Source organism: Roseobacter sp. YIN89 (assembly GCF_057219365.1).
The window spans coordinates 785896-808024 of record NZ_JBXVVD010000001.1 but is presented as its reverse complement, the minus strand read 5'-3'; the positions used below and the strand labels follow the sequence as shown (position 1 = coordinate 808024).

Here is a 22129-nt window from a genome sequence, read left to right as displayed (position 1 = left end):
GCGCGGGATTTACCCGTCGATCCGGATCACCGCATTGGTCGGATCATAGGGGCTGTCTTGGACGATCTCGGCATCCCAAAGCTGGTTGAACATCCTCACCTTCAGCTTGGTGCCCGGCACCGCCAGATCAGGTGTCACATAGCCCATGCCGATCGACTTGCCAAAGTGCACAGAATACCCGCCGGACGTCAGGCGCCCGACGAGGGTGTCGTCATGGTACAGCGCCTCTCTGCCCCACGGATCGGCATCCTCCGGCCCGTCGATCAGCAGCGTGACGCATTTTGAGCGCACGCCTGTCTCTTGCAGTCTGGCCTTGCCTTGGAAATCCTTCGACAGATCGACAAAGCGCGGCAGATCAGCCTCGAGAGGCGTTGCGTCGCGCCCCAGTTCATTGCCGAAGGCGCGGTAGGATTTTTCTTGTCGCAGCCAGTTTTGCGCGCGCGCACCGACCAGCTTCATTGCGTGCTTTTCACCGGCGGCGATTAGCTGATCCCAAAGGTAGTTCTGCATTTCGATTGGATGGTGAAGCTCCCATCCCAGCTCGCCGGTATAGGCCACGCGAATGGCGCGGACAGGGCACATGCCCAGTTCGATGTTGCGCATCGTCAACCACGGGAAGCGTTTGTTCGACAGCACTGTCGACGGGTCGGCATCTTTGACGAGTTCTTTTAACACATCGCGTGACTTTGGCCCGGCAATGGCAAAAACGCCCCATTGCGTGGTCACATCATGGCATTCGATATAACCGAATTCAGGTGCCTTGTCCTCTATCGCCTTGCGCAGGTAGTCAGCGTCATAGGCAGTCCAAGCCCCTGCAGACACGAGATAATATTCGTCCTGCGCCAGCCGCACGATGGTGTATTCGGTGCGCGTGGTGCCGTGTGCGGTCAGCGCATAGGTCAGGTTGATGCGTCCCACGCTGGGCAGCTTGTTACACGTAAACCAATCGAGGAATTGCGTCGCGCCGGGGCCTTTGACCAGATGCTTGGTAAAGGCGGTGGCGTCGATGAGGCCCACGCCTTGGCGGATGGCCTTGGCCTCTTCCACGGCGTATTGCCACCAGCCGCCGCGTCGGAATGAACGCGCTTTGTGATCGAAATCTTCAGGTGCGTCGAGCGGGCCGTAGTAGTTCGGGCGTTCCCACCCGTTGACCCAGCCGAATTGCGCGCCACGGGCTTTTTGGCGATCGTAAGCGGGTGCCGTGCGCAGCGGGCGGCAGGCTTCGCGCTCTTCATCCGGGTGGTGCAGGATGTAGACGTGCTCGTAACATTCTTCGTTCTTGCGCGCGGCAAACTCGGTCGTCATCCAGTCGCCGTAACGCTTGGGGTCAAGGCTGGCCATGTCGATCTCGGCCTCGCCGTCGACCATCAGTTGCGCCAGATAGTAGCCGGTGCCACCTGCCGCCGTGATCCCGAATGAGAAACCTTCGGCCAGCCACATATTGCGCAGGCCGGGTGCGGGGCCGACCAGCGGGTTGCCGTCGGGCGTATAACAGATGGGGCCGTTGAAATCGTCCTTCAGCCCGCTTTCTGCGCAGGAAGGAACACGGTGGATCATGGCGAGGTACTGCTCTTCGATACGCTCCAGATCAAGCTGGAAGAGATCGGCGCGGAAACTGTCGGGCACACCGTATTCAAAGCGTGCAGGCGCGCCTTTTTCATAAACACCCAATATCCAACCGCCGCGTTCCTCGCGAACGTAGGATTGCGCATCCGCGTCGCGCACCACGGGGTGTTCGACGTTGCCCTCGGCACGGAACTTTACCAGCTCCGGATCCTGATCCATGACGATGAACTGATGCTCCACCGGAATAGCGGGCATCTTGATGCCCAGCATCTTGGCGGTGCGTTGCGCGTGGTTGCCCGAGGCTGTGACGACATGTTCCGCCGTGATGACCACCTGCTCGTCCGTGGGCACGAGGTTGCCACCCTTTTCCGTCATCTTCGTTGCGGTGACTTCCCAGTGCGTGCCGGTCCAGTGAAATGCGTCAGCCTGCCATTTGCGTTCGATCATCACGCCGCGCTGACGCGCGCCCTTGGCCATCGCCATGGTGACATCGGCGGGGTTAATATACCCATCCGTCTGATGATAGAGCGCGCCCTTGAGGTCGTCGGTTTGGATGAGCGGCCATTTGGCCTTGATCTCATCGGGGGTCATCCATTGGTAGGGCACGCTACAGGTTTCGGCGGTGGAGGCGTACAGCATGTATTCGTCCATACGCTCCTGCGTCTGGGCCATGCGCAGGTTACCCACCACAGCAAAGCCCGCATTCAACCCGGTTTCTTCCTCAAGTGTTTTGTAAAACTTGATGGAGTAGTCATGGATATGCGTCGTCGCGTAGGACATGTTGAAGTAGGGCAGCAGGCCCGCTGCGTGCCATGTCGACCCGGATGTGAGTTCGTCGCGTTCCAGCAGCATCACGTCGTCCCAGCCGGCGCGTGCGAGGTGGTAGGCAATAGAGGTACCGACCGCACCACCGCCGACAACAAGGGCTTTGACTTGGGTTTTCATCGCATCCGACTCCCGACACTATCGTTTGCGTAAGGATTACCCGTTGCCCAAATCGCGCGCCAAACACGCCCGACCGCTCAGCGTTCAAAAACGACCGTTTGAGCGGTCGCGCCTGCACCGCTACTCCTGATGCGATTGTCAGCGCCCGTGCGTCAGTCGATTGGCCCGCACCGCACGCCGAAACGGTCGGCCACACGGTCGAGGATCGCGCGGCATTTTGCGATATCCTCGGAAGCGGTGGACTTCATCCGCCACAGCCCGACCAACCGGCGCGGCAGCGGGTACCAGCGGTCAAGATCAAGCCCGCACCGGTCCAACAAACTCATCGGCAGGTTCTGCACTGCGAGAACCTGAGTCATGTAGGCCTGCGCGGCCGACGCCCCGACCCACGCATTCCGGTTCTCGCGGAACAGGGCCTCGTGATCCAGCCTGTAGAACCCCGTGCCACGCAACGCGTCACGATAAAGAAGGTGGACACTGAAAAACCCCGCGACCGAAGTCAAAAAATGCATCCCGTCGCGGGCATTAATGCTGATGATGGTGCCGTGGGGTGACATGAAGGGCATTTCCTCGGCAAGGGTGTCACCGCGAAAGAAACTGCCCGAACAGTTCACAAAGATGCTGCCCGGCGGCACCGGGATGGTCGCGCCGTCACGCATCACGATCTGCGGGCCTTCGGCCCCATCGGTCACGTCAACCAGATAGCCGGAGATGTTTTGCGCCAGCCCCTCCTGAATACGGCTGTGTTCGTCTTCGGACTGTAAGCCATAGAGGAAAACACCGTTGTCGCTTGCGGGGTCTGTGGAATAGGTCTTGCGAAAATATGCGACGGCCTCGTCCTCGTTGTCGCCGTCGAAATGATGCGCGATGTCACGAAACAGCCGCGAGACAAGCTCTCCGGATGTCCAGCGCTTGGTGCCTGTGGGCAGGTAGCGCGTGCGGTTGAGAAAATTCGTCCCGCGCCCCTTGATCATGCTAACGCGCCGCTGCGGCTCATGGGCGAGCGCGGCAAGCACAGTATCCATTCCGGTTTTGCCGCCACCCACGACATAAAGCGCGGCGTCTGGGTGATCCCGGAGCGTCTGGCCCAAGTCTTGCGGGATGATCGACACGACCGAAGCGCTGGACAGCGATAGTGGTTCGGCCACGTGGTAATTGAGGCCGGGGGCATGGATCACGCGCTGCGCTATCACGGTTAGGGTTTTTGCCGGATCATCGACGGCAGCCAGCGTGATCTGCGCGCGCGGACCATCCTCTGTGTCGATCTCCTGCATGGCGCTGACGCTGTGCCCAAAGGCGCAGTTCAGGTCTACAGCGCGTCCGATCGGCACCAGTGCACTGGCGAGATGCGCGCGCACTTCATCGCGCTTTGCAAGGTAATCCCGCGGGCGTTTCCAGTCCCACCGCATATCACCGACGGTAAACATCGGGTGTGGCTGATGCAGGCGTACGTAATCATACGCCGTATTCCACATTCCGCCCGCCGCGTCCTTCTGGTCCACCAGCAAGACGCGCGCGCCTTTGGGCAGATATTCGGTCGCCGCGTAGAGCGCGTTGAGCCCGGCGACGCCTGCGCCGACGACAACCAGTTCAAAGGGCGCAGTAACCTGAGCGTCGACGGTGGCGTCAAATGGCGTGAATTGATCGAGCATAATGTCATACCTGAAAGCAATTTCAAATGATGGGACGTTAGCAGCAGAAGTCCGCTTGTCACTAATCATATTTCGGACGTGTCGCGCAGAGCGCGCTGCCCTACTGCCGCAGGTCGCGCAGGCCCGACCACAACAGACCCGCGCCCATGGCTCCGAAGGCACCGGCAAAGAGCGCCTCGGCCCAACTGGAGAAGCGCGCGTAGCCGCGCATCGCCACACCCGTCGAGAACAGCACCGCATATGCCCCGTAGATCACCAGCCCCGAGAAAGCCCCCAGCGGCCCGAATGCCAGAACGTGCAACGCACTGAGCCCTTGCCCGAACAGAAACGATGCAACAGCCGCCCACATGAGTGCTGCCTTGGGATTGGTCAGCAGTACGAGCAGCCCGCGCCGCCATGCGGCATAGTCACTGAGCCGCTGGTTGTCCGGCACAAAGGCAGGCGAAGCCTGTTGCTGCACCATTGCCCGCGCGGCCTTTATCCCCAGAAACAACAGATACGCACCGCCAGCCAGTTTGAGCAGCAGGAGCGCCTGCGGAAAGGCATCGATCAGGGCGCCGAGCCCCAGCGCGGTGAGCGCCGACCACACAAGCATGCCGGAAGACACGCCCGCCACGACGCAGAGCGCCGGTCTGCGCCCTTGCGCCAGCGCGACAGAGGCCACCGCCGCAAGGTTGGGGCCCGGTGATATCTGTGCCGCCAGAACCCCCAGCCATGTCAGTACGTATATCGTCAGCACGGTGGGGCCCTCCTGCCTGTCAGAGCCACAGTCTGACAAGCTGGCACGGTGGGTGCAAGCCCGGGCGGTCGCAGCCTACCGGATGCGGGTGAACGTCGCCTGGCCGATCGGCTTGAGCCCGGCGGGGGTCAGAAATGAGGGGTGTGACACCAGCCTGACCGACTGGCGGGGCTGGGTCGGCGCGTCGGGTGACTGGAACGAGGGGCCGCTGTCCGCGCCGGCATCCCAGACCCAAAGCGGCACCGTTACCTCTGTTTGCCACGTGTCATCGGTGCGCAGCGCAATGCCGCTGACGCCGGTGAACCAATCAGGGCTTGGGGCCAGCATCGTCGCAAAAGATACGCGGTGGTGCTTTTCGCTCAGACGCAACTCCGTTTCAAATACGCCCTGCCCGTCTGGCAGCCCCGGCAACACGTGTTGCTCTGCCACGCGGTCACGGCGACGTCCCTCTGCCAGTTCCGCGTCAAGCACCGAGACGCGCCCGTTAGTGGCCACCAGCGCAAGGCCACTTGAGGCTGTATCGCCATCTGTAAACAGCACGTAGCGGTCGGAGTGGGTAAAGGCGATCAGACGCGACCAATGCGGGTTGTCAGGCAGGGTTGCGACCGTCTCCAACGACCAGTTCAACTCGATCCGGAGGGTATAAGCGACGTCTTGTGCTGCCACAGCTGTTGCCAGCTGCAGGACGACCAGCGCCGCAAGGATGCGGTTAAGCATGCGTCGAAAAGATCTTACCCGGGTTCAGTATCCCTTTGGGATCGAGTGCTTGTTTGATATCCGCCATGAAGTCGATGGTCTCTCCGACTTCGCGTCGCAGATAGGGCATCTTTCCCTGCCCGATCCCATGCTCGCCGGTACAGGTACCGTCCATAGAGATGGCCAGATCACTGAGCCATGAGATGTACTCGGATGCCTTTGCCACCTCTTCTGCGTCGTCAAGGTCAACGAGCGGTGAGACATGGAAATTGCCATCACCCGCGTGACCGACTACCGGTGCGATCAGCCCCAGTTCATCTGCGCGCGCTTTGGCAGCGCCTACGCATTCCGCCAAGCGCGAGATCGGCACGCAGACGTCCGTGGCAACCCCCTTGGCGCCCGGTCGATATGCAAGCATCGCCCAATAAGCATCATGGCGCGCTTTCCACAGCTTGTTGCGCTCTTCGGTAGTGGTCGTGGCCTCGAAACCGGTGCCGCCTTGCTCTTCGGCCAGCGCGCCGAAAATCTCTGCTTGTTCTACCACGCTCGCCTCTGTGCCGTGGAACTCCAGCAAAAGCAGCGGGGTTTCCGGCAAGCCCAGCTTGGAATAGGCGTTGCTGGCTTTTACCATGACCTCGTCCAGCAGTTCGATCCGCGACACGGGCAGGCCATATTGTATCACCGATTGCACTGTCCGGCTTGCCGCATCGAGGCTGGGGAAAGAGCACCGCGCCGAACTGATGGCTTCAGGGATGCCGCGCAGTCGCAGCGTGATTTCGGTGATAATGCACAAGGTGCCTTCAGAGCCTACCAGAAGGCGGGTCATGTCATACCCTGCTGACGATTTGCGCGCACGTGTACCCGTGCGAATGATGCGGCCGTCCGCCATGACAGCTTCGACGCTAAGCACATTGTCTTTCATCGTGCCGTAGCGCACGGCATTGGTACCTGATGCATTGGTTGCCGCCATGCCCCCAAGCGACGCATTCGCACCGGGATCGATTGGAAAGAACAGACCCCGGTCACGCAGGTGCGTGTTGAGGTCTTCGCGCGTCAAGCCGGGCTGAACCCGGCAGTCTAGGTCGCCGCTGTTGACCTCCAGAACCTTGTTCATCTGGCTGAGGTCGATGCAGATACCGCCGGCGGGTGCGTTCAGGTGTCCTTCAAGAGAGGTACCGGTGCCGTAAGGAATGATCGGCACCTCGTGATGGGCGCAGACCTGAACGATCTGTGCGACTTCTTCCGTGCTCTGGGCAAACACTACCGCATCGGGTGGTTGGTTTTCGATCCACGTGGTCGTGTGACCGTGCTGTTCGCAAATCGATGCGCCGGTTTGCAGCCTTTCGCCGAATTGTTGTTTGAGTACGGCGGTTACCGTTTCGATGCCCGCCTCGTTACGCGGCAGTGTCGCGTGCTTGACCATTATTCCACCTCGTTTGCCCGGCTGCTTATTGCCCCAGAGCGATCCCTTCGCGGCGCGGGTCTGCGCCACCTTGCAGCGTTTCGCCGATTGCAATTGCATGCAGACCTGACGTGAGCGCGCGGGCGTTCACCTCGAACCCCAACTCGGTCAGGGGCGTTACCAGATCTTCGGCCGCTGTTCCCTCTTCGACATCGTAGGTACCGAACCGGTTAACCGCATGCGGGACTGAAACCGCCTCTTGCACGTTCATGCCCCAGTCGGCCCATGCAATGATGCTTTCGGCCACATATCCGATAATGCGGCTGCCGCCGGGGCTGCCGATTGCCAGCACGGGTGCGCCATCTTTCATTACGATTGTCGGCGCCATTGACGAACGCGGACGCTTGCCCGGCTCGACCCGGTTGGCGATGGGAACCCCGTCGCGATGCGAGCGAAAGGAGAAATCGGTCAGTTCGTTATTCAGCAGAAAGCCGCGAACCATCAAACGGCTGCCAAAACCGTTCTCGATGGTGGTGGTCATCGACGCCACGTTGCCTTGTGCATCGACGATCACGAAATGCGAGGTTGAAGGCAACTCGATCGACGCGTCATCGGCCCAAAGCGATGCATGGTCGAATGCCGGGTTACCGGGGGCCACCTCGGGCAGCGCATCGTCGCCCGCCAGCAAACCGGCGCGTTCGGCCAAATACGCCGGATCGACGAGCCCCTGCGTCGGCATCGGTACAAAGTCGCTGTCGGCCATGTACCGCCCGCGGTCGGCAAATGCGAGCCGCGACGCGTCACCTATCAGCCGCCTGACCGTCGGGTCGTTTGGCCCCGCGGACAGGTCATAGGCGTCAAGCATGCCGAGGATTTGCCCGACGGTGAGCGCCCCGGACGAGGGCGGGCCCATGCCGCAGACGTCATGCGCGCGGTAGCTGACGCAAACAGGGTCGCGTTCTTTCACAACATAGGTGCTGAGGTCTCGCTGGCTGAGCACACCCGGATTGCCCTGCACGCCGCGCACTGTGGCGACGATGTCGCGCGCGATCTCACCGGAATAAAACGCCGCAGCCCCGCCGGCGGCCATCGCCCGCAGCGTATCGGCGTATTGGGTATTCGTTAGGATGTCGCCGGCTTGCAAAGGTGCGCCGCCCGGCAAAAAGTAGTTGGCCGTCGGCCCGAAGCCTTGCAACCGATCAACATCGCGCGCCACCATACCAGCAAGGCGCGGCGAGACCGCAAACCCGCCGTCCGCCAGATCAATGGCGGGTTGCAGCAAAGCGGCCCAATCCTGCGTACCCCACTTGTCGTGCACTGCCTGCAACAAGGCCGGTGTGCCCGGTGTGCCAACGGAACGCCCGCCCACAACGGCGTCAAAAAAACCCAGCGGCTCGCCTTCGTCAGTTTGGAAGAGACGGGGCGTGGCCGCCAGTGGCGCGGTCTCGCGACCGTCGAGTGTTGTGAGCACGCCGCTCGCGGCATCGTAGTAGACAAGAAATGCGCCGCCGCCCAGACCGGAGGACTGCGGCTCCACCAGTCCGAGCACAGCCTGAACTGCGACCAGCGCATCAGCCGCCGTGCCCCCGTCTGCAAGCACCTGTGCGCCGGCTTCGACGGCATGGGGATTGGCCGCGGCGATCATCCAATCCGATGCCTCCACCGGCGTGCGAGCTGCTTTTGCGTCGAGGGCTGCGGCAACCTGCGGTGACAGTGCCTGAAACGCGCCTTGGCTGGCCGGTTCAGGCTGGACAGCATCGGCTGCCTGCTGCGCATGTGCGGTGGTGGCCGCTGCAATCAGAAAAAACGTCCCTGCAAGGTACTTCATGTGTTCGTCCTTTCTAATGTGCGTCGGTCACAGCATGGATGGCACGACCTGATCCGGTGGGCGGTGCCCGTCGTCGAACGTCTTGATGTTGATAATGACCTTCTCACCCATCTCGACGCGCCCTTCGCGGGTGGCGGAGCCCATATGCGGCAGCAGTACAACGTTATCCAACTCTCGTAGGCGCGGGTTGATGTGCGTCCCGCGTTCGTAGACGTCGAGGCCGGCGCCTGCAATCTCATGCGCGCGCAGCATGCGGGTGAGTGCGTTTTCATCAATAACTTCACCGCGCGATGTGTTCACAATCACCGCTTCGGGTTTCATCAGCTTGAGCCTGCGCGCGTTCATCAGGTGAAATGTGGATGGTGTGGCCGGGCAATTTACCGAAATAACGTCCATCCGTGCCACCATCTGATCAAGGCTTTCCCAATAGGTTGCCTGCAACTCCTCTTCGGTCTCGGGACGCAGGCGGCGCCTGTTGTGATAGTGAACCTGCATGCCAAAGGCTGCAGCCCGGCGGGCTACCGCCTGTCCGATCCGGCCCATCCCAAGGATTCCGAGGCGCCGCCCACCGACGCGCCCGCCAAGAAACGCGGTCGGGGCCCACCCCTGCCAGCTGTCGGTTTGCATTGTCGCAAGACCTTCGGGGATGCGCCGCAGAACCGCGAGCATGAGAGCCATCGTCATATCCGCCGTGTCGTCGGTTAGAACGCCGGGCGTGTTCGAGACAAGGATGCCGCGCTGGCGTGCTGTGGACACGTCGATATGGTCAACGCCTGCACCATAATTTGCGATCAGTTTCAGCCTGTCTCCCGCCTGCCCGATCAAGGCTGCATCGATGTCGTCGCTCACTGTCGGGACAAGAACATCCGCACCTTTGACCGCCTCCGCAAGCTCGCTGCGCGTCATCGGTGTGTCATCGTCGCGCAGCTTGGCATCGAAGAGCTCACACAAGCGGGTTTCGACCGCCTCTGGCAAGCGTCGCGTTACAACAACACTCAGCTTCGGCTTTGACATTTTCGGCCTCCCGGTCTTGGCGAATTGCGCAGGTTGTTGCATGGTGACCCAAGTGTCGACGAGGCACAAGAACCTCGCGCGCCAAATGAGCAAAATGCATGGAACAGGCTTCCGGATGAAAGACATAACAGGCAAAGCCCTTGCCGGGCTCCTATCCATTGTGCTGCTGTCCGTGGCGGCATTTGCGAACCCGACCACAGCCCCCCAAAAAGGGCCTGTCACCAACCTGCCACTGCCGCGCTACGTGTCGATGAAGGCGGCAGAAGGCAATGTCAGACGTGGCCCGTCCCTGACGCACCGGATCGACTGGGTATTCAAGCGCCGCGACATGCCGCTGAGGATTACCGCAGAACATGGTCACTGGCGCCGCGTCGAAGACCGTGACGGCATGGGCGGCTGGGTGCATTATTCGCTGCTTTCGGGCGTTCGCACCGTAATCGTCGAGCAGGACATGCTCAAGATCCACGCCCGCGCGGATGCCGCGTCGCCGGTCGCCGCCGCCTTGGAAAAAGGCGTTATCGCCCGTTTGGGCAAATGTGCGCCCGAGTGGTGCCAGTTGCGTTCGGGTGGATACAAGGGCTGGGCCCGCAAAGACACGCTTTGGGGTGTCTCGGCAAATGAACTGCGCGACTGAGACCGCGACGGGGCCGAGAAGTTAACAATTTTTCGAAAATCGGGTCTTGCACGTTGAGCATCGAGGCTCTAATTACCGCGTCACGTTGGGGTGTAGCCAAGTGGTAAGGCAACTGTTTTTGGTACAGTGTACCGTAGGTTCGAATCCTACCACCCCAGCCAAATCTCACTTTTTGACGAATTACTCTGGTTCGCGGCCGTTTTTCCGGCGGCAACGGCGGTTGTTTTCGCCAAAAGATCAAAGGGCTGGCGGAAGGTGGCAGCCGGTCCAGCAGGGCCATCAGCTCCTCCACCTTCGCCACGATCCGCCGCTGCTCGGCGAGGGGTGGGAGGGGAAATGGCGAGCTCGTGAAATACTCGGTCGGGACGCGTTTCTGCCCTGCGGTGCCTGTCATCTTCGGGATGCCGGTCTTGATGAAGTGCGGGCTCTTGAGGAACAGTAGGATGTAATCGGCCTCGACGAAAAGAGGGCGAACGATGTGCAATTCTGTTGTCCCTGCGCCTTTTCCGCCGGTCAGGTCTCGGAAGACCGTCGATTTGCCGTTCTCAAAACACGGCGTGATCTTAGCGAGCCCGACATCGCCTTCCGCAAAGTGGGTATACCCCTTCTTGATCTTGCTCCACGGACGTGGCTCGTGCCCGTTTGGCATTCTTGCCGCCGCGGCCTTCTTCGAGACAGGGAAACACAGGCAGCCCTGCCTCCGCCAGATTTCGGGCTAGCAGATGGTTGCCGACCGGCTCAGCCACACGGGAAAGAGGGACCACCGCCGTCATTTCGCGCGCTCCGCATCATTTTCCGCCTCATCGTCCGGATTTTGTTCAGCCTCGACCGGCTCGGCTAGGGTACCCGCCGGCGGCCTGTCACTTTTCGATTTCGCCCTCATGGCGGCTTTTCTATAGGCCTTCGGAACACAGCCCATCCGAAACTCCCAAAGCGGACAGCTCATCTGCACGCACTTGCGGACCTCTTTTGGGTCAAGAGCACAATCGAGGCATTTTGCCCGGATCACATCGAGCCCGAAGAGAAACAGCCTGTCGTGGAAATCTTCGGCGGGTATCTCCCGAGGGTCTCGGCCGATCAATTGGCCGCCGTCACTTGCATAAGGAGAGACCTGGAGAAGCGGGGTTTGCGATGGATGTCTCATGCGGCGGTGCTTTCGCGACCGTTCATCCAGGCGAGGACTTCGCTTTCGCGCCATGCCACCGCTCTCTTGCCGAGCCGAACCGGTTTCGGAAACTCAGGATCGTGCTGCGGATTGCGCGGATCCATCTTGGCGTAGATCGATGACCGGGAAAGACCCGTCATCGCCTCCACCATTGGACGGCGCTGGAAGCGCTCGTGTGCCTGTGTGCTGCTCTGTGCCATGTCGCATGTCCTTGTGTCGTTGCGGAACATGCTGGAAAGATGGCGTTTTTTCACGCCCGTCGACCAGATGGGCATGTGGGCATAGGGTGGGCGTTCAACTATTGCCCAACGTGCTCACCCCGTGCCCATGTTTTGTAGTCTGCATTATCTTTGACGGCTCGAACTATGTGCCGTCGAGAGTATCCAACCTTCCCCTCTACTTCTTCCCAAGTTGCCAAACCTTTCCCATGCGGAAAGGCCTCCTGCACAAACTGCCATACTGTTTGAAATTTCGGGGTTACTTCTTCGCTGCCTGACCCTAGCCCCAATAATTCAGCCCTATTTTGCTCTACATACTTTATCGCTGCGTCAGAAGGGACGAGGACCGGGCAGTACAAGTATGGGCCAAACAAACGAGTCATTTTCTCAATTCGTTCTCGTTCTGCTTCCTCTTTACTGATTGGAAATTCTGCGTCAGGAGAGCCGTCAAATTCGTGGCTGTATCCACCAGAACCCACCGTGCCGATCATGATATCGACATACGTACCTCTGTTGTTGGTGGGATCATAATAATCCATAAGCCAGTTCCCAATAGGAACCGCGAAGCCACCAGGTGACAGAACTGAAACCTCGTTTTCTTCGTCAAAGAATAACCAGGCCGCTGTATGGATTTTCTCCCAAACGTCCATCCTCGTTTTTGGTGGTATAGAAAGCTCAACTGTCGCACCGTCGACGGATATCTCCAGAGTAGTTGGCTTCTCTTCGCACTTTCGAAATTCCGCCGAATAGTTTGAAAAAATACCCATCGAGAAATCGTACAATGAGAAAAATCCATCGGGCGCAAACACTATCCAATCCTCGCAACCTTGACGTCACTCTCAGACAGAAACGCCGCCCATCTCTCCATCAGCTTGCGCCGTTTTTCAAACAGATCTGAGCGGGCATACGCTGCTTCCACTTTGTCTGCTTTGACGTGCGCGAGTGCAGCCTCTGCAACTTCGCCAGGAACATTCGTACGCTCTTGCGCCCAAGTTCTAAAAGATGATCGAAATCCATGCACCGTGCTATTGATGCCCAATTCCTTCACCAGTTTGGAAAGCGTCATATCGCTCAGCTGCCCTCCACGGACGGATGGAAACACAAGGCCAGATGCATCGCGCAACGTTTCGGCTTCGTTTAATACCTCGACAGCGTAGCTAGACAAAGGCACCCGATGCTCACGATTCATCTTCATGCGCTCTGCCGGGATTGTCCAAACCTTGGCAGCTAGATCAATTTCGTCCCAGCGCGCGCCGCGGACTTCGCCTGACCGAGCGGCCGTAAGGATTGTGAACTCGATCGCTAGCTTCGTGGAAACCCAGGCGCCGGATGCTTTAACAGTCGCAATTGCGTTGTGAACCTCGGCATAAGGCAACGCGCGATTGTTCTTTTGCGTACGTTCCATTTTTGGCAGAGCCAAAGACTCGCTGGTAGCTGGATTGGTGTCGCGAAGCCCCTCCGCGATTGACCACCTGAACACACTCAGGATGCGGTGCTGCACTTTGACACTCAGGTTGGGCACCTTAGCCCGGCAAGCCAAAACTGCGCGCCGTATGTCGGCAGACGTTACTTCGGCCACGTCGGTTTTACCAAAATACGGGAAGGCGTATGTCTTGAGCGATGACAGGAATGCCTGCGGTTCTTTTTTCCCGCGCCAGCTGGGAGCAAGCTCGTCTCGTGTGCGCTCGGCTGCCTCGGCGAATGTTATTCTTCGGGCAGCCTCCTCTTTCTGGCGTTTCTTTTCCGCGAATGGATCGCGACCTTGCAGAACCGCCTTTTTGTTTGCGTGCGCTAAATCCCGAGCTTCGGCCAGCGTGACCAGTGGAAATGGTCCCAGACCCAAATCTCTTCGACGACCGTTCACCCTGAGCCTTTGAACCCAAGAGCGCGAGCCATTCTCAGAGACCCAAAGCATGAGACCAATGCCGGTTCCATCCGAATAGCGTCCCGGCCCAAGGCTCTCTACCGATCGCGCAGTCATTCGATTGGGCATTTCAGCGCACCTTTCTTCCCACCATAATTCCCACCAAATTGGTAGGAACAAGATAGTTACCTTCGGACGCCACTGGAAGAGCTTATAGATTAAATTACTGCTTTTTATTGCTTTATTTGCAGCCCTAGGAACACAATAGATAAATGCATGGCTGCTATCACCTCAACCACAAATTCCTAATATGAAGCTAGTTTTAAACACAATTTTCTTTAAAAAAATTGCGCCCCCACGACTTTTTCCGACAACACACATAATAAAAATCTCGGCTGGCCACCCGGAAAATTTGAACCCAATCGTTTCGCCTGATTTGAGCATTCTCGGAGGCGGATCAACCAAAAAGCCCATCCGGAGTGCTGCCACGTAGATAGGCATATTTTTGCGTGGTCGAAATTAAAGGTTTATAGAAGTCTGATGTCTGCCTCGCGCTCCGAAGCTGACATCCGGCAACATTGCGCGAATGCCTGCTACGAGCCCAAAGTCACCTTTCTGGCTCCTTGCTGATCACGGTCGTCACAGTTCGAGTTGAGCGACTTTGAGTGAGAGCTATTGCGCCCAAAACCAGTGCGCAGGCAAGCGCCTGTGCGACCGTGATCACTTCACCAAACGCAAGCACGCCAACTGCAAACATCGTGGGCAGTTCAATACTCCCGATGACCGCAGTGCGCGTTGCCCCGATGATGGGTGAACAGACTGTGTAAATCAGTTGCGGAACAAGCGCCGTCACAAGGCCGAAGCCAACTACCAGAAGCCAGTCGTTCCCGCTCCTTGGCAGGATTTCACTAGCCTCGGATGAGAAAATGAGAGGAGCAAGGCCAATGACTGAACCTAGCGAGACTGACGCAATTCTGGCAAGAGGAGCAATGCGCGACAGGCGGTGTACGAGGACACATATGCCAAAGCCAAACCCAAAAGGCGCCGCCAATGAGACGAGAAGAGTTGGAACTTGATCTGGGGGCACGGATGCCGGGGACCCCGCAATTATCGCAGCGATAACAATCAATCCAGCCGCAACAAGGCTGCGCCGCGTTGGTTGATCACCAAAAAGCGCCCATGAAATTACGACAGTAAACACCGGATACGTCATGTAGAGAACGCCAACTGTCGATGCAGGAACAGTCTCAAGGGCCGTGACATAGCCAACCCAGCCAAGACCCATGACCGAGCCTGCAACGATACCCCAGAGGATTTCTCGCCACTTTGAGCGATGCATCAGGAGTGCTGGCAGTAGGACAATCGCCGCCAATATGTACCGATAAAATGCAACCGCATAGGGCGCGAGACCTTGATCAGTCAGCCCACGGCTAAAGTAGGGTACCAAGCCAAAACAGATGGATGCAAAAAGCACACCAAAGACCGCAAGGGCATAGGGTGCTGCGTTCCGCTCGTCTGAAGTTGGTTGATTCATTTCTAGCATCTATCACGCCGCCATTTGGTTGACACCATCAAGACAAATGAACGGCAACTTCGTCCGCATGGCAGTCCGTCGTGGCGTTCTTGACGAACGTCCGGTGCTCACGAAAGCGGTCGTTGATAGTCGCCGACTTTGCCGTTTGTGAGTAAATGTCGGCTCGTGCGGTGCATGCCGGGCGCGTCGCATGCAGGCTAACCATAATGCCCACGTTCCTGCATCAGCGCGTCTGCGCGGTTTTGCGCATTGGCCAATGCTGTGCGGATACTCGTGGCACCTTGAAGCATGTCGTGCAACTCGGTTCCGATGATCTTGATCAGGTCCGTGATCTCGGGAACTGGCGGGCGTGGCCAGTATTGCAGGATGCCGGATCGGGCCATGCCGTCCACAATTGAAATGACGGGTGAAATGCGGCGAACGCTGGCATCCATGCTGACGCTGAAGCGCGGGGTCACGAGGCTCCCGTTCTCGATATAGAGCTTGATTGTTTGGGGCGATGTGAGGGATTGCAGCGCTTCCCAGACGGCGGCGATGCGGTCGGGCGCGATATTGGAGGGGATTGCAAGGGCATAACCGCCGACCGGCGCAATCGGTTTACCGCCCGGCCCGTAGGGATGGGGTAGGAAATCAGTGACCCCAAAAGCCGGCGAGGCTTCGTTTAATTCGAAAAGCGGGGCCAGAAGCGTAGCACAATAGGCCATGGCAACCTCGCCATCGGCATAAGCGCGGGCGCGTTCGTACCAGGACATCGAAAGTATCGAGACCGGGGAATAGTCAAGAAGCTCTTTGAGGTATTCGGCCGTGGCATAGGCCTCGTCGGATTGAAGCATCGGGCGGAGGTTTTCGCCCTCGGGCCATTCGGCGTCAAAGTCATCGCCAGCCCGCGCGAGGTTCAAAAAGGGCTGACCCATCGCCCCCATCACGAACATGAAGGTATGCCCCAAAGGTGTGCCACGCGCGGCGTTCCAGGCGATGCCGGAGCGTCCCTGCGCCCGGTTATGCAGGGTGCGCGCCGTCGTCAGGGCTTCGGAAATCGTGAATGGTACGCCGATCCCGGCGGCATCGCATAGGTCGCGCCGGACACAGAGCAATTCCGGCGTGGTCTGCACAGGCAGCCCGAACTGTTGGCCCCGATACCGTGCGGACGCGAGGGCGACCCGATGAAAATCCGAAAGATCCAGACCATCCTTCTCGATGAGTTCGTTGATCGGCAGCAGCACCCCTTTGTCGGCCAATTCGCCAAACCAGGGCAGGTCACAGGCGATGATGTCATAACGCGAGGTTTTCTGCTCGGCATTGGTCAGGATTTCCTGACGCAATCGGTCAATGGACAGCGCGCGGGAATTGATACCAACGCCAAAAAGCCCCTCGAACTGCCGCTTCAAGACGTTCATCGCCATAAAGGTAGGATCGGCGTGGACCAGCACGCGCAAGTCGCTTTGCAGAGTCAACTTGGAATGCAGAGGCGTCGGAGGCGGGATAGTCTGGCTGTCGCCATAAGACGACCCGAAGAAATAATCACCGATCCCGCCCTTGCCCGCAGCACTGATGCCGAGGGTTGCCCCGATGGCACCGCGAACGCGGCGCGCGTATTCCTGCCATTCGGCAATCAGTTTGTCGGTCGGGTGCAGGGAAAAGCTTTTGCCCGTTTTGGTCCGTGGACGCCGGATCAAAAGCCCGCGCTCTTCTATTGCATTGATGGCGCGGATGGCGGTGCCATAGCCAAGCCCACTTGCATTTGCCAGAAAGCTGGTCGTGGTCAGCTTGCCCTGAAGGTGATTGCGCAAAAGCGTGGTGATCAAGCGGGTTTCGTCATAGCCGCGTTTGAGCGTAAGGACTTGATCCGCTTCATCGCCCAGCGCATCGACAAAATCCAGAAACAAGGACAGGTCTTCGCCGCTGATGCCCTTGGAACGGGGCGCATCGCCACTTTCAAAAGGGCCTTCAGGGCGGGCCCTAGAGTTTCCTCGTTGAAGGTTCATGACCTCACGCAGTGCCTTTGGCAGTTCCGGCAAGATCTGACCCCCTTATCCCGGCGTAGGGTCAGACTATGTCCAATTTGGATAATCTTCCAGTTTTCTTGCCTACCCCGATGGTCGTCGAAGGGCGGCGATCTTGTCAGAAAGGATACTTCGTCGTCGATCCACGTCGTCCAGAAGCTGGCTGCGTCGCTGTCGTTCCTCGAAGACGCGGCTGCCGGTCTGGAACATGATGACCACCAGAAGAAGGATACCGAGATAGAGTTGCACCATGAAAGCAGGGGTCACGTTGAAGACAAGGCCGGTATTCAGAAAGTTCACCGTCAGCGTTCCGATGGCCGCGCCGATCACGCCGCCCTTGCCGCCCAAAATCGACACACCGCCGATAAAGGCCGCCACTGTGCCGGCAAGAAGAAGGTATTGAAGACCGAGCGCCTGCGCGGTACCGGACCGAAGGCCGATGATTGCCCCGCCAAGCCCGGCGCAAAGCCCCGAAATGGCAAAGACGATGATCATTGGGCGTTGCAGCGAAATGCCCGAGGCCAGAGCCTCTTTCCGAGCGCCGCCGATGGCGTAGATCTCGCGGCCATAGCGGGTGAAAGTCATGAAGAGACCCACGACAACGAACATGCCGATCACCAGAAGAGAGGCGGGCGAGAAGTAGCCCAGCATCTTGGTCGAGATAAAATCGGGGATGCGGAAATCGGTCAGCATGACGGTTTTTTCTTCCGCCGCAAACAATGCCACGCCACGTAAGAGCATCAGGGTGCCGACCGTCAGCACAATGGCCCGTATTCGCAAGTAAGCGATGAAGTATCCTTGAATGGCCCCGATAGAGGTCGAAATCGCCACCGCCACCAGCAGCGCATTGATCGCCCCCCAGTCGTCGGTGAACCGCACTGTAATGACCGCAGCAAGGGCGGCGTTCGAGCCGATGGACAGGTCGATTTCGCCCGCGATGATGCAAAGCGTCAAGGCCAAACCGACCAGGCCCAGAACCGCGAAACGCTCCATGATCGCATAGCCGGTGCGGTGCGTGAAGAACAACGGCTCGGTGATCGCAAAGAAGGTGTAGACCGTGACAGCAAGCAGGATCGCGAAGCTGAGGTCGGGGTTCTCGGTCACCCAGTTTTTGATGCGTTCCATGGTGTTCTCCTATTCCACGGCACGGGAGCCGCGGCGGACAAGGGCAAAGACGATGATCGAGAAGACGATCATGAGGCCGACGGCCAGCACCCGCGCGCCCGAATTGAAGCCGTTCAGCACCATCATGTTGTCGATGCTGGAGATGAAGATCGCGCCAAGCGAGGTGCGCAAGGTTGATCCATAGCCGCCCATAATCGAATTGCCGCCGACCATGACGATGGCGATGACCATGATCGTCATGTCGCCGGACGAGCCGAACTCGGACGAGAAATAATTGACGTGGGCGGAAGAAACCTGCCCCGAGAAGGCCACGGCAACGAACGCGGCGCAAACGCTTGCGATGATGCAACATTTGATGGCCATGCCGAAGTTTTCGTGCCCCGTCGCTCTGCCTGCCGCGCGGTTGGCGCCAACCAGATAGACCTGGCGGCCAAAGGTGGTGTAGCGCAGCGTCAGTTCGGCCACGACTGCGATGATGATAAAGGCCACCGTGATGTTCGGGATGTCGCCGATGAACGATCCGGTCCCCAGCCATTCGGCCCCATGCGGGCGACGATAGCTGACGACAAGGTTGTCTGACCACCACGACCCGATGCCAAAGAACAGACCCGCAGCCCCAAGCGTGACAACAATCGGATTGCCGCCAAGGCCGATCAGAGCACCTTGCAGCGCACCCGCAACGGTCGCGATGATCATCGTGGCGACAAAGGCAACAAGGAACGTCATGGTTAGCGACCATGTCGTCGGATCGCCCTCGACGGGTCCCCATTGGTTCCAGCCGGCACTCATCAGTGTCGCGAAACAGATGATCGAGAGGGCCGCGATTTCCTTCATCGACAGAAGGAAGAAATTGCCGGAAAGCGTTACAAAGGTCAGCCCGATGGCCATGATCCCGACCAGCGCAGCGTCGCGGATGATGGTTTTGACATTGAACCAGGTCAGGAAGTCGTCGGTAAAGACAGCGCCTGCCACGAAGACCAGAAGGAACAGGCCGACCATGGTGATGACGAGGGGCGAGTAATCCCGGCGAATGCGTTGGACCAGACTGAGTTTGTCGCCGGTGTTCAAGGTTGCGTCGGTCATGATGCTTTCTCCGACACCGCGATGCCCGCTTCATGGAAGGGATCGGTGATCTGTTCCAGGATGTTGGCCGAGGTCATCTCGTCCAGTTGCAATTCGCCGATCTGGACGCCCCGATAGAAGCTGACGATCCGGTCGGGCAAGTTCGTGATCTCTTGAATATCGGTCGAGGCAACGACGATGGCCGCCCCCTGATCCGCGAGGTCGCGCAAGATCTGATAGATTTCAGCACGCGCGCCCACATCCACGCCGCGCGTCGGTTCGTTCACGAGGATCACATCGGGCGAGATTGACAGCCATTTGCCAAGTGCGACCTTCTGCTGGTTGCCGCCCGAGAGCACACCAGCCTCTTGCGGCAGACGCTTGGGGTCGACGGTGAACTTGACGGCGTTTTCGGTCGTCGAAGACAGTTCTTTTGCACCATTCAGAAAACCTTTGCTTGAGATGGTCTCCAAGGAAGGGGCCGACAGGTTTTCCATGATCGGACGACCCAGAAACAATCCGTCGTGCTTTCGGTCTTCCGAACAATAGGCGATGCCGCGTCGGATGGTGTCTTTCGGACGGGTGGGCAGGAATTCCTCGGCCTTGTAGTGCAGTTTGCCGCCGCGGGTCTTGGTCGATCCTGCCATGGCCCCAAGGATTTCCGAGGTGCCGGAACCAAGCTGACCGGCAAGGCCGAGAATCTCGCCCGGGTAGACGTCGAAGCTGATCGGTTCAATGATGCCATCGGGCCAAAGATCGCGGACCTTCAGGACGGGTTTATCCCGCGCAACAGGCTTGCGTGCCGGGTACATATCGCCCAACTCAAAGCCCAGCATCATCTCGACCAGGCTGTTGACATCCATGTCTGTCGCGGCGCGGGGTTCTTGGCTTTCCCCGTCGCGCAGAACTGTAATGCGGTCACATATCTTGAAAATCTCGTCCATACGGTGGCTGACATAGATCACCGATTTTCCAGCCTCCTTCAGCCGGTTGACCATGTCGAGAATGCGAATTGAGTCAGTCTCGCCCAGGGCCGCCGTCGGCTCGTCCAGGATCAACACCTGCGGATTATGCGCAATCAGCCGCGCGACTTCGACCAGATGCTGTTCGCCCACCGAAAGCCGTGTCGTGGACCGCAACGGGTCGATATGGCCCAGCCCGACCTCTTCCAGAAATGGCTTGGCCATTTTCGCAAGTGTCTTGCGCGACGCGATCTGCGGTACGCCGTCACCGGCCAGAAAGATGTTTTCGGCCACACTCATCGTCGGGATCAGGCTCAACTCCTGTTGGGCAATCGCGATGCCGACCTGTTCGGCGGCGGTCGGGCTGTGAAAGTGCCGGACCTCGCCATCATAGAAGTACTCACCAGTAAAGCCTTGATCGAAGCCGCCGATGATTTTGACCATCGTGGACTTCCCAGCGCCGTTTTCGCCGACCAGCCCCATCACTTCGCCGCGGCCAATCTCGAAACTCGCGCCTTTCAGCGCCTGGATCGCACCATAGTGACGGCTTATGTCGGCAAGCCGAAGAAGCGGTTGATCCGCCATGGTCCCCTCCCTGATCCAGTATGGATATTCTTGACCTTAGTCGAAAAAGGGCGCCCTGTCGTTCGGGCGCCCTTGATTTTGGTAGGCTTAGCCGCCCCAGGCACCCGAGCAAAGCTCGTCGATGCCGTAAAGCTTGCCGTCAAAGCCGCGCAGAGCAACTGTTTCCATGTTGGTTGCGGTGACTGCGGGGTTCGGCGTGAAGTTGATGTAGTTCGCCAACGCCCCGGTCTCGAGGTATTCTTCGACCATCTTGATGGCCAGCTGACCTTCGTGCAGCGGCGACTGAAGCGTCGTGCCGAACTGCTTGCCTTCTTCAATCAGCTGCTTGTCGCCGTTGCAGACGGTGCCGACGGCGATGACATCTTCGCCCATCTTGTAACCCGCTTCTTCCAGCGCCTTGATGCCACCCGTCAGGATCGCGTCATCCATGCCATATACAAAGTGGATGCCTTCGTCGCGCAGCGATGCGATGGCTTTGGCCGCGCCTTTATAGCCGTTGGCCTGACCGAAACCTTCATCAACATCACCGATGATCTTCAGGTCGGAACCCGCAATCGCCTCGTTGAAAGCGTTGATGGACAGGCCGTAGCCGCCATAGCTGTGTGGATAGGACAGGACCAGAACATTGTATCCTTCGCCACCGGCGGCCTTCTTGGCAGCGGCAGCTTCACGCATCATGTATCCGGCATTCCGGGCGCGTAGACGGTCATCAGGGCCTGCGTAGCCAAAGATGTATTGTTTGTCCTGTTCGTTCGGAAGCTGGTTGATCTTCAGGACCGGTACGCCGGTTTTGGCCAGTGCGCGCAGCGATCCGAGACCCGCAACCGCATCCGATGGCCACCAGATGAACACGTCAGGCAAGACGCCTGCCGCAAGCACCTGCTGAACCTGCTGGTCCTGCTCGGCTTGGTTGAACTGGTTTTCAAACACCTGGATGTCAAAGCCTTTGAGTTCGGCCGTGTCCTTGATGCCCTTGATAAAGCGTCCGATGTAAGCTTCACCGGCGGGGCCGTTGAACGAAATGATCGATGGCTTGTCTTGTGCGATGGATGCGGTGACGGATGCCCCCAAGGCCAATGCGCCAACCATAAGGTTGCGCAGGGTCTTTCCCAAATACGTCATAGAGTCCTCCCTT

At 58.9% G+C, this 22129-nt stretch carries 18 protein-coding genes and 1 tRNA gene; 2 read left to right on the top strand and 17 right to left on the bottom strand.

Annotated elements, in window-relative coordinates:
• Positions 1–9: 9 nt before the first annotated feature.
• From AC2D8V_RS03920 to AC2D8V_RS03890, 7 genes are all read right to left on the bottom strand, one after another.
• Positions 10–2511 carry a GcvT family protein gene (locus AC2D8V_RS03920; protein WP_484732205.1) on the bottom strand — a complete coding sequence of 834 codons (2502 nt, stop codon included), beginning with the start codon at positions 2509–2511 and terminating at the stop codon, positions 10–12.
• Between the two features lie 152 nt (positions 2512–2663).
• Positions 2664–4163, bottom strand: coding sequence for an NAD(P)-binding protein (locus AC2D8V_RS03915; protein ID WP_484732204.1), 1500 nt, complete (start codon positions 4161–4163; stop codon positions 2664–2666).
• A gap of 100 nt (positions 4164–4263) precedes the next feature.
• A complete protein-coding gene (locus AC2D8V_RS03910; RefSeq protein ID WP_484732203.1) occupies positions 4264–4902 on the bottom strand; it encodes a LysE family translocator in 639 nt (212 codons plus the stop codon).
• Positions 4903–4977: 75 nt separating this feature from the next.
• Positions 4978–5619, bottom strand: a complete 642-nt coding sequence (locus AC2D8V_RS03905) for a spondin domain-containing protein (RefSeq protein ID WP_484732202.1) — start codon at positions 5617–5619, stop codon at positions 4978–4980.
• Positions 5612–7021: an FAD-binding oxidoreductase gene (locus AC2D8V_RS03900; RefSeq protein WP_484732201.1), complete on the bottom strand. Its 1410-nt coding sequence runs from the start codon at positions 7019–7021 to the stop codon at positions 5612–5614. Before AC2D8V_RS03900 ends, AC2D8V_RS03905 begins: the two co-directional genes overlap by 8 nt.
• A 25-nt stretch (positions 7022–7046) precedes the next feature.
• On the bottom strand, positions 7047–8828 hold the full coding sequence (ggt, locus tag AC2D8V_RS03895) for a gamma-glutamyltransferase (RefSeq protein ID WP_484732200.1): 1782 nt from the start codon (positions 8826–8828) through the stop codon (positions 7047–7049).
• A gap of 27 nt (positions 8829–8855) precedes the next feature.
• Positions 8856–9842, bottom strand: coding sequence for a 2-hydroxyacid dehydrogenase (locus tag AC2D8V_RS03890; protein ID WP_484732199.1), 987 nt, complete (start codon positions 9840–9842; stop codon positions 8856–8858).
• A 115-nt stretch (positions 9843–9957) separates the two neighbouring features.
• Between AC2D8V_RS03890 and AC2D8V_RS03885 the strand changes: the two genes are divergently transcribed.
• Together AC2D8V_RS03885 and AC2D8V_RS03880 are read left to right on the top strand one after the other, a co-directional pair.
• Positions 9958–10476 carry an SH3 domain-containing protein gene (locus tag AC2D8V_RS03885; RefSeq protein ID WP_484732198.1) on the top strand — a complete coding sequence of 173 codons (519 nt, stop codon included), beginning with the start codon at positions 9958–9960 and terminating at the stop codon, positions 10474–10476.
• A gap of 86 nt (positions 10477–10562) precedes the next feature.
• Positions 10563–10637: transfer RNA gene (locus AC2D8V_RS03880), tRNA-Gln, on the top strand.
• Positions 10638–11245: 608 nt separating this feature from the next.
• Here the strand turns inward: AC2D8V_RS03880 and AC2D8V_RS03875 are convergent.
• The 10 genes from AC2D8V_RS03875 to AC2D8V_RS03830 form a co-directional block, all read right to left on the bottom strand.
• Positions 11246–11620: a hypothetical protein gene (locus AC2D8V_RS03875; protein WP_484732197.1), complete on the bottom strand. Its 375-nt coding sequence runs from the start codon at positions 11618–11620 to the stop codon at positions 11246–11248.
• A complete protein-coding gene (locus tag AC2D8V_RS03870) occupies positions 11617–11841 on the bottom strand; it encodes a helix-turn-helix transcriptional regulator (protein ID WP_484732196.1) in 225 nt (74 codons plus the stop codon). Before AC2D8V_RS03870 ends, AC2D8V_RS03875 begins: the two co-directional genes overlap by 4 nt.
• A gap of 98 nt (positions 11842–11939) precedes the next feature.
• Positions 11940–12668 carry a hypothetical protein gene (locus AC2D8V_RS03865; protein WP_484732195.1) on the bottom strand — a complete coding sequence of 243 codons (729 nt, stop codon included), beginning with the start codon at positions 12666–12668 and terminating at the stop codon, positions 11940–11942.
• Positions 12668–13852, bottom strand: coding sequence for a tyrosine-type recombinase/integrase (locus AC2D8V_RS03860; protein ID WP_484732194.1), 1185 nt, complete (start codon positions 13850–13852; stop codon positions 12668–12670). The genes AC2D8V_RS03865 and AC2D8V_RS03860 overlap by 1 nt, the downstream gene beginning before the upstream one ends.
• A 478-nt stretch (positions 13853–14330) precedes the next feature.
• The gene (locus tag AC2D8V_RS03855; protein WP_484732193.1) at positions 14331–15257 is read right to left on the bottom strand and encodes a DMT family transporter; all 927 of its coding nucleotides are present in this window, start codon (positions 15255–15257) and stop codon (positions 14331–14333) included.
• 197 nt (positions 15258–15454) lie between these two features.
• On the bottom strand, positions 15455–17242 hold the full coding sequence (locus AC2D8V_RS03850) for an ABC transporter substrate-binding protein (protein WP_484732192.1): 1788 nt from the start codon (positions 17240–17242) through the stop codon (positions 15455–15457).
• Positions 17243–17344: 102 nt separating this feature from the next.
• Positions 17345–18385, bottom strand: coding sequence for an ABC transporter permease (locus AC2D8V_RS03845; RefSeq protein WP_484732191.1), 1041 nt, complete (start codon positions 18383–18385; stop codon positions 17345–17347).
• A 9-nt stretch (positions 18386–18394) separates the two neighbouring features.
• Positions 18395–19468, bottom strand: coding sequence for an ABC transporter permease (locus tag AC2D8V_RS03840; protein ID WP_484732190.1), 1074 nt, complete (start codon positions 19466–19468; stop codon positions 18395–18397).
• The gene (locus AC2D8V_RS03835; RefSeq protein WP_484732189.1) at positions 19465–20994 is read right to left on the bottom strand and encodes a sugar ABC transporter ATP-binding protein; all 1530 of its coding nucleotides are present in this window, start codon (positions 20992–20994) and stop codon (positions 19465–19467) included. Before AC2D8V_RS03835 ends, AC2D8V_RS03840 begins: the two co-directional genes overlap by 4 nt.
• A gap of 87 nt (positions 20995–21081) precedes the next feature.
• The gene (locus AC2D8V_RS03830) at positions 21082–22116 is read right to left on the bottom strand and encodes a sugar ABC transporter substrate-binding protein (RefSeq protein WP_484732188.1); all 1035 of its coding nucleotides are present in this window, start codon (positions 22114–22116) and stop codon (positions 21082–21084) included.
• Between the last annotated feature and the right edge of the window lie 13 nt (positions 22117–22129).